This window comes from Paenibacillus psychroresistens (genome assembly GCF_009728935.1).
Taxonomy (GTDB): Bacteria; Bacillota; Bacilli; order Paenibacillales; family NBRC-103111; genus Paenibacillus_AC; species Paenibacillus_AC psychroresistens.
The window spans coordinates 6,076,948-6,091,366 of the sequence record NZ_CP034235.1; the positions used below are offsets into that span (position 1 = coordinate 6,076,948).

12 protein-coding genes are annotated in these 14,419 nt (G+C 40.4%); 2 read left to right on the forward strand and 10 right to left on the reverse strand.

All coding sequences use genetic code 11. The features are described 5' to 3' along the window. Nucleotides 1-99 precede the first annotated feature (99 nt). The 5 genes from EHS13_RS27615 to EHS13_RS27635 all read right to left on the reverse strand — a co-directional run bounded on the left by EHS13_RS27615 (nucleotide 100) and on the right by EHS13_RS27635 (nucleotide 7,035). Complete coding sequence (locus EHS13_RS27615) at nucleotides 100-1,842, reverse strand: cache domain-containing sensor histidine kinase (protein WP_155703472.1); 1,743 nt, start codon at nucleotides 1,840-1,842, stop codon at nucleotides 100-102. 8 nt (nucleotides 1,843-1,850) lie between these two features. Beyond that, complete coding sequence (locus EHS13_RS27620; protein WP_155703473.1) at nucleotides 1,851-3,359, reverse strand: response regulator; 1,509 nt, start codon at nucleotides 3,357-3,359, stop codon at nucleotides 1,851-1,853. 81 nt (nucleotides 3,360-3,440) lie between these two features. Next, the gene (locus EHS13_RS27625) at nucleotides 3,441-5,087 is read right to left on the reverse strand and encodes a type 2 periplasmic-binding domain-containing protein (protein ID WP_155703474.1); all 1,647 of its coding nucleotides are present in this window, start codon (nucleotides 5,085-5,087) and stop codon (nucleotides 3,441-3,443) included. Between the two features lie 75 nt (nucleotides 5,088-5,162). Further along, nucleotides 5,163-6,056: a carbohydrate ABC transporter permease gene (locus tag EHS13_RS27630; RefSeq protein WP_155703475.1), complete on the reverse strand. Its 894-nt coding sequence runs from the start codon at nucleotides 6,054-6,056 to the stop codon at nucleotides 5,163-5,165. 25 nt (nucleotides 6,057-6,081) lie between these two features. After that, nucleotides 6,082-7,035: an ABC transporter permease gene (locus EHS13_RS27635; RefSeq protein WP_155703476.1), complete on the reverse strand. Its 954-nt coding sequence runs from the start codon at nucleotides 7,033-7,035 to the stop codon at nucleotides 6,082-6,084. Between the two features lie 301 nt (nucleotides 7,036-7,336). Between EHS13_RS27635 and EHS13_RS27640 the strand changes: the two genes are divergently transcribed. Further along, nucleotides 7,337-7,570 carry a DUF7667 family protein gene (locus tag EHS13_RS27640; RefSeq protein WP_155703477.1) on the forward strand — a complete coding sequence of 78 codons (234 nt, stop codon included), beginning with the start codon at nucleotides 7,337-7,339 and terminating at the stop codon, nucleotides 7,568-7,570. 84 nt (nucleotides 7,571-7,654) lie between these two features. Here EHS13_RS27640 and EHS13_RS27645 read toward each other — a convergent pair whose 3' ends face one another. Continuing rightward, a complete protein-coding gene (locus tag EHS13_RS27645; RefSeq protein ID WP_155703478.1) occupies nucleotides 7,655-8,467 on the reverse strand; it encodes an SDR family NAD(P)-dependent oxidoreductase in 813 nt (270 codons plus the stop codon). Between the two features lie 186 nt (nucleotides 8,468-8,653). Between EHS13_RS27645 and EHS13_RS27650 the strand changes: the two genes are divergently transcribed. After that, nucleotides 8,654-9,097, forward strand: a complete 444-nt coding sequence (locus tag EHS13_RS27650) for an Rrf2 family transcriptional regulator (RefSeq protein WP_155703479.1) — start codon at nucleotides 8,654-8,656, stop codon at nucleotides 9,095-9,097. Nucleotides 9,098-9,144: 47 nt separating this feature from the next. Here the strand turns inward: EHS13_RS27650 and EHS13_RS27655 are convergent, their stop codons facing one another. From EHS13_RS27655 to EHS13_RS27670, 4 genes are read right to left on the reverse strand one after another with little or no spacing between them, the layout of a single operon-like run. After that, on the reverse strand, nucleotides 9,145-10,203 hold the full coding sequence (locus EHS13_RS27655; RefSeq protein ID WP_155703480.1) for a Gfo/Idh/MocA family protein: 1,059 nt from the start codon (nucleotides 10,201-10,203) through the stop codon (nucleotides 9,145-9,147). 14 nt (nucleotides 10,204-10,217) lie between these two features. After that, nucleotides 10,218-11,078, reverse strand: a complete 861-nt coding sequence (locus EHS13_RS27660) for a sugar phosphate isomerase/epimerase family protein (RefSeq protein WP_155703481.1) — start codon at nucleotides 11,076-11,078, stop codon at nucleotides 10,218-10,220. 60 nt (nucleotides 11,079-11,138) lie between these two features. Then, nucleotides 11,139-13,148, reverse strand: a complete 2,010-nt coding sequence (locus tag EHS13_RS27665; protein ID WP_155703482.1) for an alpha-amylase family protein — start codon at nucleotides 13,146-13,148, stop codon at nucleotides 11,139-11,141. A 42-nt stretch (nucleotides 13,149-13,190) separates the two neighbouring features. Next, nucleotides 13,191-14,411 (reverse strand): cellulase-like family protein, encoded by a 1,221-nt coding sequence (locus EHS13_RS27670; RefSeq protein WP_155703483.1) that lies wholly within the window; start codon nucleotides 14,409-14,411, stop codon nucleotides 13,191-13,193. Nucleotides 14,412-14,419 lie beyond the last annotated feature (8 nt).

Below are 14,419 nucleotides of genomic sequence, written 5' to 3' on the forward strand. Positions count from 1 at the left end.
CTCCTTTTATCGGTCTCATTATTACATTCCTTTCCAATACTTTTATCTCTCTACCATATCATATTTTCCCCGTAATTCAACTGCCCTATGTTAAAGCTATTAATCTCTGCTAATGGGAATAGATATGGAAACAGATGTGCCAATCCCCCTCCTGCTAAATAAAGCTACCCCATACTCTTCCCCAAATTGCAGCTTGACTCGCATATCTACATTTCGAATACCATAGCCTATTTGAACACCATTCAAATCAAGAATTTGCTCTAAGATTTCCCTGCTTATCCCTACCCCATCATCAATAATCCGAAAAACAATATTTTCATCAACTAATTGTACCGTAATTCGAATATTAATTTGATCGCCAAACCAAGCATGCTGTAAGGCATTCTCAATAAAAGGCTGGAGAATCAGTTTGATAGTCTTATATTGCAAAACTTGGGGATCGATATCATACAGCACTTGCAAGTGATCTTCATATTTTACCTTCTGCAATCCAACATAGGTTTTTGCATGCTCTATCTCTTTATCCACTGTAGTGAAAATTCGGCCCTCATTCAGCGATAAACGATAAAATTTAGCAAGCCCCAAAACCGTCTTCTGCAATTTTTGCAGCTCGCCGAATTTGGCCAACTGACTGATAGAGGATAGAGTGTTATATAGAAAGTGCGGATTAATTTGCGCCTGTAAAGATTCCAATTCAGCCTCTTTCTTTTGAAGATTGCTCACGTACAGGTTTTGAATCAACGCTTCAATATTTTTGCCCATATCATTGAAAGCATCACCAATTTCTGAAAACTCATCCCTGCTTTTGAAATGAATCCTCTTATAAAAATCCCCTTCTCGGAAGTAATTCGCCGTCATAATAATTTTCGTTACTCTGCGCGTAAAATACCTGGAAAATAATGCTCCTACCATAATAAGAATCAGCAGATTAATAATGCAAACGATGAAAATTACATTCCTAACCTTGTCTGCATTCTCTTGAAAAAAGCTTTGAGGAATATAAGCAAGCAGCTTCCAGTTCAGCCCTGATAATTCTTCTTCAATAATCAAATAATCATCTGAATGACTATTCTGTACGTTAAACTCTCCTTCTGGTGAAGAATAATAAATCTTTTTGCCATTTTCATTTAATATAACCAAAGAGCTTGTCTCTGTAATTTTTTTATAATCTACGGATTTGAACAAATCACTGATTCTAGTAATAATGCGAATGAAGCCAATTTCTTTATTGCTATTGTTAAAATTAATCAATCTACGCAGTAAAGAAACATTGCCAAAGTCCGTATCCTTATCTACCTGACTCCAAACAAGAGTCTGCCCATAAACTTCATCCGGATAATTGAAATTCCGATACCATTCTTGCGCTTCCAGTCGCTCTTTATGCATAATTTCAAAATCTTTGCCTGCAGATAAAGGATTTATCTCATTGCCCCGATTGAAGAAAATTTCTGGAACATTACTATTGTCTATGTAGAGGTTAACCCAAATGTCACTTATCGCTGAATTAACTATATTAGTTAGCTTGGGTGACAAATAATGACTCATATTATCATAGCTGAAATAATCCTCCTCGTATGTACTTAAAATATCCTGCATGGTTTGATCAAAATATAAATCATCGGAAATATTCTTAATCGCATCCATTTTGTAATCAATATTATCTCTGATCTGGCTTAGTGTCCCGTGAATGGTTGATCTGGTTTTTTCCTTAAATGATTTAATTGATGAGGTATAAGAATAATAGCCGATTACAAATATCGGTATGATCAGCAATGCCATGTAGGATACAAACAGTTTTTTGCCAAAGGAAATATATCTTTGTGGTTTACTCTTATTTATCATTTAACTAATCACCCCTGTTTGCGATAATCACTTGGTGTCAAACCAAATTGCTCCTTAAATTGTCGATTAAAGCTGCTTAACTTTTTATAACCCAATCTATTTGCGACTTCGTATATCTTCATACTTGGCGCCTGCAGCAAACGGCTTGCGTGCTCCATTCTTTTGCCAATCACGAAATTACTGAAGTTATTTCCTGTTTCTTCTTTAAACAAATGTCCCAAGTAGTTGGGGGAAAACGAGAAGAACATGGCCACATCTTTCAATGTAAGCTCTTCCTCCAACTTATCCATAATGTACTTTTGAATATCATCAATCAATTTGCGATTTTTTGTCAATTTCTTCTGCTGCAGCCACTCTGACAGCTCGATCATTTTAGATCTAAGCCACCATTGAATGTCCACTATCGTTTCAAAATGAAATAAAACATCGAGTTTTTTGAAATCCAGATCTAGAATCTGAAACAAATCTTCATTTACATTCCGCAGCCTAAAATCCAGTTGAGAAATAACGTGCAGCATAAATGCATATACGGAGTATTTATCTTTAAATATCTTCACTAAAAGGAATAAATCCTCCATATGCTCATCCACTTTAACAAGCTGATAATTATTCAATGAGATAAAAAGCGACTCCAATACATCATCCAGCTTTTTGGTCTGCTGTGCGGTTTGATTCTTAATATCTGCCGTTTGAATAACGATCCCTTTGCCATGAAACATTTTGTAAGACAAAGCTTCCTTCGCATCTTGATATGAGGCAGGCAGCTCCTTTAAGTCAAAAACTATATTTCCCAAACCAATCGTAACAGACCAGCTCTGATTTTCATTAATCCTTTTAATTAGATTGTTTAACCGTACTGCAGGAGCCCCATCCTCCAATATCACAACGATTCTGATAGAATCAGACTTACAAAAATAAACGATTTTTTCCTGCAAGAGCATTTCGACAATTAGTTTTTGCAGGTCGTCCAAGACCACTGTTTGATGTTCAATAATGAACGGACTCGGCTTCAACAGCGTATTATCAATTTCAATCACAGCGACTGACAGCCCTTGGTTTTTTTGCAAATCCAGCGTAACGGCTTGTCCATTTAACAGTTGGTTAATCGTTTCGTTTTTTTCCCAATCCATTATTTTGATTTCTTTATCCAACTCTATTTTGACACTTTGCAGCACCAGAAATAATTCTTCATCGTCGATCGGCTTTAGAACATATCCATTGGCGTTCATCGTTATTGCCTGTTTGGCATATTGAAACTCGGAATAACCGCTTACAAACACAATTCGTAAATTCGATTTATGCTTCAAAGCTTCTCGTGCCAATTCCAGCCCTGTCATAATCGGCATATTAATGTCGGAAACCAGAATATCCACATGGTTCTTCGTCAAATACTCCAAGGCTACAAATCCGTTATTCGCACTGGATACAATCTCCATATCGAGCTCTTCCCAGTCAATGTGTTGTTGCAAGCCCATCAAATCCAATATTTCGTCATCGACGATTAAAACCTTATACAAATTGACCAACCCCCTATAGAAATAAGAAAGAAAAGGTATACTTAGTATACCTTCCCTCCTATACAAAGAACATGATTTTGATTAATTTGCAGCTACTTTTTTTATGTTTTCTTGCCATTTTGCAGTTTTATATTCCAGTAATTTGTCATAACCCGCTTTTGTTGCATCTTTGTTCGCTTGCTCCAATAATGCAGTTACTTCGTCATCACTCTTTGCAAATACAGCTTTAGAGAATACACGAGTAAAGATATCATTAACCCGTTGTGCAATAACGCCTTCATCCGAGGTTGGCAGCGGATCCAGATTTGAGAATTGTGTAATATTGTAAGAGGTCTTCCAAGCTACAGTACTTTGCGCAACGGTTGCCCACTCTTGCTTATCAGTCGGCAAGGACAATTCGTGTGTGGCTTTTGCTGTATCTATGAAAGTCGTGTTGCCTGCCCAGTTGAATGAATCCATGGTAGACATCAATTTACCAAGTCCTTCTTTATCCGATGCGTATTTCTCCGTGAAATTTGGGGCATCCGCATCATCATAGCCATCCCAATACATGCCTGGAGGACCCCAGAATCCAACTCTTTGTCCTTCCGGTCCAGTCAACCAATCCAAGTAAGCGAAGATACCTTCTGGATCTTTAGCTGAGGTTGTGATCATATTTACATTCCAGCCCAATGTATCGTACTGTGTAGCATAAATTTTATTCTTATCCAGACCGCCTTTTTGAATCGGCCAAATCATGGTATACCCAGCTTCCGAATCTTTCGATTTCAAAGCGACCGTTCCTCTTGCTCCTAAATCAGTCACATTGAATGCTGCAGCTACTGCAACTTTACCAGTAGTTATTTTTTCTCGGACTTGTTCAATTTTTTGTGTCAACGCATCCTGCGTAACCAGTTTTTCCCTGAATAGCTTACTTGCATAGACCAAGCTTTCTTTAAATACTGGATCAACAAAAATCGATTTTAATTGATCGCCTTCTGGAACAGCTTGTTGGGTTACGAATTGAACAGGGTGATCTTCGGCAAAGCCGGAATAAAATTCATAAAGTCCTTGTGCGCCAATGCTAGTTTCTAATGGGACAACATCTGGATATTTAACTTTTACATCCTTCAGATATGTATACAGATCATCGAAGGTTTCTAGCTTCGGAGAACCCAAATCTTTATAAATTTTACTGTTTACCATATAGCCGCCGTTACCTCTTGGCGAGTTAGCATACCAGTTCGGGAATACATATAAATGGCCATCGCTAGCTTTTAACATATTCAAAGTAGCATCTCCAGCCCATTTTTTAAGATTGGGATATTTATCTACATAGGAATCCAATGCAACCAATTTATCAGCTGCCCTCAATTTCTCGACGTTTGCATCGCGCTCGCCCCAAATGACATCTGGCAAATCATTGGTAGCAATCATAGCGTTTAATTTCACTTCTGGTGCACTGCCCGCCTGAATAGCAGTAACGGTTACTTTCTTATTATCTTGAATCCATTTAGTCCCTGGGTCAGCACCCCATGGAGCTTGTGTGTACCAATCATAGTTACCATAGAAGCTAAAGGTCACAGGTGTTTCCCCAAACTTAAATTGGGCTGTTGCTTCCGGTGTACTTGTAGCATCAGCTGGTGCAGCCGAGCTTTCTTCTGTGCTTGATTTAGAGCAAGCGGTCAAGAGCATACTGGAACTAAGTACAAGAACAGTGAGGAATGCCATTAAGTTTTTCTTTTTCATTGAAAACCCTCCGTTGTATTATTTATTTAAAGCAGATTTGCCTTAAACTACAGGTAATACCTCTTAAATCTCCAATTACTCTTTTAATGATCCTACCATAACACCCTTAACAAAATACTTTTGCACAAATGGGTATATGAGCATAATCGGTAAAACAGCAACAATCATCGTAGCCATGGATAATGATTTAGTCGTGATGCTTTGCATGGCTGTTATCCTATCTTGCGCTGCTGAATTTAAATTCATCAACTCAGTCGTCATAATATTGGAATTCAGGATTTGCTGCAATAAAGCCTGTACCGGAAGCAGCTCTGTCTTGGAAATATATAAGCTGGCGAAAAACCAATCATTCCAGTGGGAAACCGCTGTAAATAAGGAAAGTGTAGCAATAACTGGACCTGACAATGGAAAAACAATTTTGAATAAAACACCGAAATTAGAGCAACCATCCATTTTTGCCGACTCTTCCAATCCCTCTGGGATGCCCATGAAAAACGTCCGAAACACAATCATATTCCAAACATTGATCATTCCCGGTATGACCAGAACCCAAAAGGAATTCATTAGCCCAAGACTACGGATTAACAGAAATGTAGGAATCAAACCACCACTGAAATAAAGCGTGATAATACAGAAAATCATGTAGTACTTCTTCCCCATCAAGCCTCTCTTTGACATGCCGTAGGAAAAAATCGCTGTACATAAAATCGCAGAAGCTGTACCGAGTACTGTTCGCAAGACAGAGATCCCAAATGCATTCATCAGCCTGCTGTCTTGAAAAACGATATGATAATTTTGCAAGGTAAAGCTGCGCGGCCAAAAGGTGATTCCACCCATTTCCGTATCCGAACCCAGATTAAATGAAATGACTACTGAATTCCAAAAGGGATATAAACAAAGGAATCCTAGAACAATCAATGCCGTATAGACTACCAAATGAAACATCTTATCCTCTGTGCTTAGCCTCATCGACTTCCACCTCTAACTTGTTGTACTACCACAAGCTTGTCCCTTTCTTCTTGGCTAAAGCATTTGCGAGTACCAATAAACCGATGTTAATCACAGATTTCATCAAACCTACTGCCGTGGCATAAGAATACCTGGAATTTTTAATCCCTACACGGTAGACATAGGTGTCCACTACGTTAGCAACTTCGGCGATCGTCGGACTGTTTGCCAATAGGAGAATATCTTCAAATCCCGCATTAAGAATATTGCCGATTGCCAAAATCATAAAGATAATGATTACTGGCATAATGCTGGGAATTGTAACAAGAAACACTTGTTTAAACCGACCTGCACCGTCTAAGGCTGCTGCTTCATACAAAGCTGGTTCCACACTTGCAATCGCTGCTAAATATACAATAGAAGCAAAACCAATTTCCTTCCAAATGTTAGCACTTATCAAAATGGTCCAAAAATAATCAGGAACGGATAAAAAATTGATTGGTTCATCAATAAAATTCAGCTTTTGCAAAGCCATGTTCAAGCTTCCGTTATCTACGGCAAGCATAGAACTGATAAAGCCAGCCACAATCACCCAAGAGAAAAAATGCGGCAAATAACTGATCGTTTGGATAAACCGTTTGAAGAGCATATTTTTAACTTCATTTAACATGAGGGCAAGTATGATCGGGGCTGGGAAACAAAATAGCAATTTCAGCAAGCTAATGCAAATTGTATTCTTAACCACCTCACCGAATTCAGGTGATTCTAGAAAAATATTGAAATGTTTAAAGCCTACCCAGGGACTTGAAAAGAAGCCGGTAAAGATGTCATAATCCTGAAATGCCATTAGCAAGCCATATAGCGGAAAATAGCTAAAGATGAAAATAAAGATTAAAGCGGGTATGACCATCAATTGTAAATCCCATTGTCTACCAAATAATACTAATTTACTTATGCGCTTTTTGGGAAGCTGAATGCTTGGTTTGTGTTGTATTTTCATTTGAAGAGCATCCTTCCGCAAGTCATTGTTTATACTTTTATAATAATACGACTTGTAAAAACGTAATACTCCCTGAAACAACGAAAAGAGTCTGCTTAGCAACGGACTTTTTGTATTCAGAGTACCTTATCTAATAAAAGCATTAAAACCATCTCCAGCTCATGCTGTGACTGATAATTTAATTATTATATTTATTGGAATAAATATTCGGAAACACTAAGATAGTTAACTATTAGGTGTAAAAATCTTCCTTTATGTCAAAACTGTATCATAACAAATCTAATATCTAGGTGGAATAAATATGATGCCGGTACATCAACGTATGGCGGAATTATGGACAGAACAAAAGACGCGGAAATTAACATTTAAGGAAATCGAAGAAATGGAGATGTGTTTGGAAGCCAATGCGAATTATGCCCGTAAACTAGCGAGCTTGTATAATTTATCCTTGATGGCTTCCATGACCAAAGATTGGGATTGGCAGCATGAAATCTGTGCAGATATTGATCGGCTAGAGCTTCAATTCAAACTATAAAAGCTGCGAACCCTTTGACTAAAAGGATTCGCAGCTTTTTATTCCAAATTTAACTTTAATCAAATCTTCATATTGCTAGCGAATTTAATCTGCTTCAGACGATAGCTTTTCCCATGCTGTAACTTCTTCAATTCTTTTGGCAAATGCGTTCCGGATACTATTGGATGCGAATGAGCCAACCGGAAAATGAAGTGGAGGATTCTCGCTATTGATCATTGCAATAATCGTTTTTACACCTTTTGCTGGATCACCTAATTTTAGAGAAGTAATCCCATTGTAATAGGCCTCATACACAGGTGCATATTCAGGCTTTTTCTCTGCCTGCTGCAGCGAATGTCCCAAAAATTCAGTTTCAAAAACAGATGGCTCAACTATCGTTGTCTTGATGCCGAATCCCGCAAGCTCCGTAGCCATAGATTCTGAAAAACCTTCCACTGCAAATTTGGACGCAGAATATAAACTGTATGGCGGCATTGACCAGGTTCCAAAAAAGGATGAAATATTGACGTAATGTCCTGAGCCCTGTTTCTTGAAAACGGGGAGAGTGGCACGAATGACATCCAACATTCCAAAAACATTGACATCAAATTGCTTTCTAATTTGTTCATCTGTATATTCTTCAATCATTCCTGAAAGTCCGTAACCAGCATTGTTCACTACAATATCGATCCGTCCGAATATCTCAATAGATTCTTGAACGGCTAATTGAATTTGGGCTTTATTGGTGACATCCAATGCTACGATATGGACATTGTCAGGTGATTTCAGCTTAAAATCAGCGATAGCTTCTATATTACGCGCAGTAGCGACAATTTTATCTTCTGTTTGAAGCAGCTGCTCCACAAATTGTCGGCCGAACCCTGTTGAAGTTCCTGTTATAAACCATACTTTACTCATAATTAATTGCTCCTTTTTATTGTTCTTAATCTTATGTATTAATAGTAATAGTATCAGTTACTGTTACAATTAATATTTACAATATAACAGCAACTTATTTTGAAGTCAACTTTTATTAAAAGTTTGATTTACCCTTGTGAAAACCATACAATATCAATATCCATTCAAGAAGGAAGGTGCAAATCATTGGCGAACAGCACTCAATTTTCCGTAGCCATTCATATTTTATGCTTTCTTGAATTTTATAAAAGCGGTAGAATCACCTCTGAATTACTTGCTACCAGTGTTAATGCAAATCCAGCAGTCATTCGTCGACTTATGCGAAAGCTTACGCAAGCCGGATTCATTGTATCCACTCTGGGTACCAATGCCAACATCACTCTAGCCCGTCCAGCAAATCAACTTACATTGCTAGATGTGTATCGAGCTATCGAAAAGGAAGAACAAACCGATTTATTCAATATTCACAAAAATACAAATCTTAATTGTCCTGTTGGCAGTAAGATACCCAACCTTTTGACTGGCACTTATACGCAAGTTCAAACGAGTATGGAGAAAGAATTATCAGTCATTACGATTGAAAAACTAGCTAAGGATCTTGCTCTTGGTATATCTTCTGGTATTCTTTAAGGGTTATGGTACTAGTTGGTATTCTTAGGATTTATGGGTTGCTGAGATTAACAATCCATTACAGCAACCACTTGTTTTTCTTCGATCGAACGAATAATACTATGCATTGTATTCAATGTATTTATATTATCCTTCCCGCTTATACTCGGTTCCCGATCCTCTTGGATCGCATTCATTAATTCAAACATGGTTCCATAGAATGCATCCGAGAACCAATCTCCTTTGATGTACGGACTAATCCATTGATCTGGCTTATCTTTGCTAGAATATTTAATTTTTGGGAATTTATAATTGTCCTCGATACTTCCGTACAAGCTTCCTTTAGTCCCCTCAATAGTAAATCGCCAAAAATGGTCATCGGATTGGGTTGTGTCTACAGTCATCAAGGAACCTCTCAGACCATTAGCAAACTCCATAGTGGTCAATGCGATCATGTCGCTTGCGAAATTTTGTCCAGGCATTCTAGTTGTGGAAGTAAATACACGCTCAGGGGTCATTCCCGACCAGAATCGCATTAAATCAATATGATGAATATCGTAATCGACGATCAGGAAATGGGGAACCTTGGCAAACCAAGTATCACCCATAACCGCATCTTGATTGATCCGCATTTCATGAGTAATTAGATAAAGTTCTCCTAAAACACCTGAATCGATAATCTGTTTGGTAACGTTATAAAAGGGAGCGAAGCGAGCATTCTGGTTCACAGCCAGCTTGACACCTGCTGCTCTAGCAAGCTGGACCATTTCCAAAGCCTGTTCGTGCTTATATGCAAACGGCTTTTGGATGAGCACATGCTTTCCTGTAGCAACCGCTTCTCTGACAATCTCTACTCTTCCTTCATTTGGGATTGCAATATCGATAATATGAATATCGGTTCGCGCGAGCAATTTTCTGTAGTCGGTATAATAATCACTTATTTCCCAGCGTTTAGCTGTAAGCCCCACTGCTGTCTCATTAATATCGCAAATGGCAACTACATTTAATCCAGCTTTGCGGTAAGCAGGGAGATGAGCTGCATTAACAATCCCTCCTGCTCCGATTATGCCAATCCCGTAATCATGTTTTTTGGGCAAAGCATAAATCAGCTCATTTCCTGCAGCCATACTAACCACCCTCTCTAATGTATTTTTTTCATAGCTCCACGCACATAGGCTGTAGAAGTAAGCATTTGGCCTTCAGACAAATGTTCCAAGTAAATTTTAATGTTCGGTTTAGCTTGATTTAATAATTTAAGATAGAGGGGGTAGTTAAGATCACCCGTACCGGCAGCCGGCTGTATAGTCAAGTGCTCTGCATTATCGTCCGCATGTTTATAATTAAAGTCTTTGGCATGGGCAATTAAGATTCGATCTCCAAGCCGTTTGAAAGCATCCTCCATGAGTTCATCCTGACGGTGTTCTTCTTGTTGAGTAATATAATTACACGGATCCATCACGATGCCGATATTCGCAGATGAAACCTCCTGCAGCATACGCTCCATGCGTTCTGGAGTATTGATCACATTGTTGTAATATCCTTCCAACCCAAGAAACACACCCCATTTTTCCGCTTCCTCCGCAAGCTCTTCGATCACCGACCTAAGCAATATCCAGCTTTGCTCGGATTGATTATCCGGATGATGCTCCCAAGGACTGTCGGGACTAGCTGTCCCTGTCTCCGTAGTTACTGTACTGGCGCCAAAATCCCGTGCAAAACGAAGATGCTCCTTCAGCTGGTTGATCCCAATACGGCGTTGATCCGGATTGATGTTAATCAAATTGGTATAACAACCAAGCGCGGGAATTCTTACACCATTGCGCCCAAATTCCTCTGCGACTAGATTTGCCACACCCGTACTTAATTTGCCTAAAGAGTGATCGATATCGAGGATATGGTTTAATTCCATATGGACAGAGTCAAATCCGTAAGAACTGACTTTCCGGGCTAATTCTTTATAACCCATTTGTCCGAAAGCAATAGACAATACACCGAATTTCATGTTTAATAATCCTCTCTGATAGATGATTTATTAGTCTCAGCACTCCTGAATATCAGCTCTCTAGTTTTCATTATCAGCGCCGTCCATAATAACCAGTAATGCATGGCCGTCAAGTACGGTAACCTTGGTATGCACATATCCATCACGATATTCGAAGGTCAAGTCGCGCTCATTGGGGGCGAGAAACACACGAGTAGGTTTTTTGGCCATTTTTATAGCTATCTGCATATCCACTAAAGGGAACGCATCCTCGACAATATCCAAATTCTCAGCTCTACGCATGGGAGCAAAGCTCATAAGGTGCACAACAGTGCTATTTCCTCTCCGCACCACTGTAGTCTCCAAATTACTCGGTCCTTTATCACGAATAATAGGCTCCTCAATCAGAAGATCGATGCAATTGCCCAACAAGATTCGATAGTTCGTGACAGCATGCTTGCCATAAGCTTCAAGAATAGGAACCGAGAAGGTGATCACCCTCCCCTTCTTTATCACTGCCGCGTATTCGGAGAGTTTGTCTTCAGGGGTATAGAAATGCCCTGAGAAATGGTTATATTCCCGTTGAAAATAAGGCTCTCCCACTTGGACCAGTGCTTCCGCTTCTGGTGCAGGGACCATTCGAAAACAAGGCTCATACATCACATACCCCAAATCAGCAAGCCCATTAGATACTTTCTCATTCGCATGCAAAAAAGTATGTGTAAATGGACTTAACCCGTGGACAACAATGCCCAGCTCATCCAGAATCGGCTGACTGTCCGCATTAAGTGCTGCTTGACCGCATACGATCAAGGCTCCGCCAGCTTGAATATACACCTGCAATTTGGCTTTGAAGCTCTCATTCATAAGCACGGTCTCTGTGAGGATGACCAATTCATACTTGCCCAATTCCACATCTGTTTGCACAATATCAAATTGATGGCGAAGCTGCTGTAATGCCCGCATTGTACCCAGACCCGACATACCTGGGTTATCCTCCGTCCCTAAATCCACCACTACGGCAATCTGGCTTACAAGATTTCCGCCTTCCACATAAGGCTCACATGCTTCAATGTACCCAAATACCCTGCCGATTAAATCGTATGCCGGTTTGTTCAAATTACCTTTCGAACCCAACATGTCACCAATACCGTTGGTCATTCCCTGGCTTAATATCTGGCAGCATTCATATTTTAAAGCCATCTCGGGTTTTAAGGATGCATCATCTCCCCAGCTTCTAAAAAATCGAGCCGTATGGCTTAAAGTAGGAAGTCCGATCGTACGTATATATCGCGCCATATAGGGGAAGAAGGCATAACCCCATCCTCCGGTAGGTAAAGCTTCGATCTCCACATGCCTTAAGAATTTCTTTTCCTCCGCAAGATTTGTTTTCGGACGGCCGTTGAACCAGATTCCCGCTGGATTATGCTTGCGCTGTGCTTCTTCAACCATGTCACGGTATCGTTGCATATATTGATGGGAAAGCCCTCGGGCGTAACGCTTTCGGTCATCCTCTTTGCGCGGATCGTACCCCTTTTTCAGCATCGCTTCAACAGCCCAGGTTGAACAGCTTGGTTGATCCCAGCATATATCCATGAAGATACCGTCCACTGGTGCAAATCTCTTCAATACTTCGGCAAGGATGTCCGCTAAATAATCCTGATATGGACTGGACATATCCATCAACTGCCATCCGGCTGTAAAAGCATCGGAAGGGTTAACGCTCCATTTGACCTGACGTAATTCAGGGGTAAGTGCAATCCATTCTGGATGGAGATTGGCCGCAAATTCGTTGCATAATACACTGAGATAAATGGGCGCACGAATATTAACTTTATGCAGAGCTTCTACCTGCATTTCCAGCAAATCAAGCTTTTCGTTCAGACCCGGATGGCGCGCCTGATGATTGGTGTTATAATACAAATGGCCGTGATGGCACATAGCAAATACAGTAACGCTATCCACATGTGCTTTCTTGAATGTACCGGCAAACTCATCTGGATCAAAATTCAGACCTATGTCAGGAATCAACGGACTGGTATGAAAATCGAGATGGATCGTTCTCTTTGGAAATATCAGCTGTGAATTCATCTTTTATCGTTCGCTCCTTATTTGTATTGGCATGGACTCGCTTCAGCTTCGTAAGAATACACCGTTTACTTCCTTGTACCAGGAGACATCACGCCAATTTTCCCAGTATGGATGGGCATAGTTCCAAGGTGTCGTTCCCCATAATCCATATCGGCCAGCCAGTTCGTTGCATTCGGTACACCAATCGCGAAGCCAGCTCCATGACAAATGCCGATGGTCCATATGCCACCAAGGTCCCCATGCTTCCGAGGTGGTGACCGGAGCACCTATTTCTGCCGACCACTCCATTGCGAACGATAGCCGGTTATGCATTTCCTGCATAAACATTGGGCGCATCACCCGAAACGCATCATCGATTCGCCGCTGATAATCAGAGTAATCGTGGTCCCCACGATCTTTCACAATATCGTTAAATCCAATCCGCGATTCAAGACGTTCGCTTTGCAATGCGCTTTGCATGAACATATGCAGCTCGAGCACATCGTAACTGCGATTTCCTGCTGTCCTCACTTCTTTCCAGAACGAGGTCAGCGAATAAGTAAACCGGAGATATGGATATTTACGTTGGAAGTGTTGAAGCATTTCCTTATGCAGCTCATCCACGTATACCAGCTGTTCCGATGTCCAGATTAGCTTGTTCGTTCCCCCCTGCTGGTTTACCGCCGCTTCCATGTTATCTGCTAAATTTCCGCCGGATGCCTGACTTGTGTTCCCGTTCACTGCCAGCTTGTTCATTTCATCTGCATAAGGCGAGAAATAAGGAAACTCCTGATCCAAATCAACATAGAGAACGTGCTCTAACAAACCGCGGCTTCCTAGAATATCCAATGTCCGACCCCAAGCAACGCGGAATGCAGCACGATCACTAGCGTAATGCTGGTGCAAATCGGGATGTTCTTTGCAGCGGTCATTCCATGTCGATAGAATGACATAAACCCCTCTATCCTTGCACGCCTGCATAAATTCAACAAGCTCTCGAACAATGGAATGCTTGCGGTCGACGTCGCATACTCCCCAATTTGCTAATGGTTCTCCGAGTATAGTGACCTCTTCCTCTTCTGAATTCAATAATCCAATCGTCAACGGATAACAATCGATGCGCACTGTATTGAAATTACGTTCGACTAATTCATCTACAGCCTGCCCGTAATTTTCGAAGGAACCTCCAGGATAATGCCCCTTTAACCATGAATAATCCCACATTGCAATCGTAAGCCGCCTTGGTGTCAAGCCGTTTCGCATATCGTATGGCATCAATGACATATCTATAT

Bases quoted from the DNA above. Each gene is read 5' to 3' on its own strand.
- EHS13_RS27615 (WP_155703472.1), bottom strand. From the start codon at position 1,842: ATGATAAATAAGAGTAAACCACAAAGATATATTTCCTTTGGCAAAAAA.
- EHS13_RS27625 (WP_155703474.1), bottom strand. From the start codon at position 5,087: ATGAAAAAGAAAAACTTAATGGCATTCCTCACTGTTCTTGTACTTAGT.
- EHS13_RS27630 (WP_155703475.1), bottom strand. From the start codon at position 6,056: ATGAGGCTAAGCACAGAGGATAAGATGTTTCATTTGGTAGTCTATACG.
- EHS13_RS27635 (WP_155703476.1), bottom strand. From the start codon at position 7,035: ATGAAAATACAACACAAACCAAGCATTCAGCTTCCCAAAAAGCGCATA.
- EHS13_RS27640 (WP_155703477.1), top strand. From the start codon at position 7,337: ATGATGCCGGTACATCAACGTATGGCGGAATTATGGACAGAACAAAAG.
- EHS13_RS27645 (WP_155703478.1), bottom strand. From the start codon at position 8,467: ATGAGTAAAGTATGGTTTATAACAGGAACTTCAACAGGGTTCGGCCGA.
- EHS13_RS27655 (WP_155703480.1), bottom strand. From the start codon at position 10,203: ATGGCTGCAGGAAATGAGCTGATTTATGCTTTGCCCAAAAAACATGAT.
- EHS13_RS27660 (WP_155703481.1), bottom strand. From the start codon at position 11,078: ATGAAATTCGGTGTATTGTCTATTGCTTTCGGACAAATGGGTTATAAA.
- EHS13_RS27665 (WP_155703482.1), bottom strand. From the start codon at position 13,148: ATGAATTCACAGCTGATATTTCCAAAGAGAACGATCCATCTCGATTTT.
- EHS13_RS27670 (WP_155703483.1), bottom strand. From the start codon at position 14,411: ATGTCATTGATGCCATACGATATGCGAAACGGCTTGACACCAAGGCGG.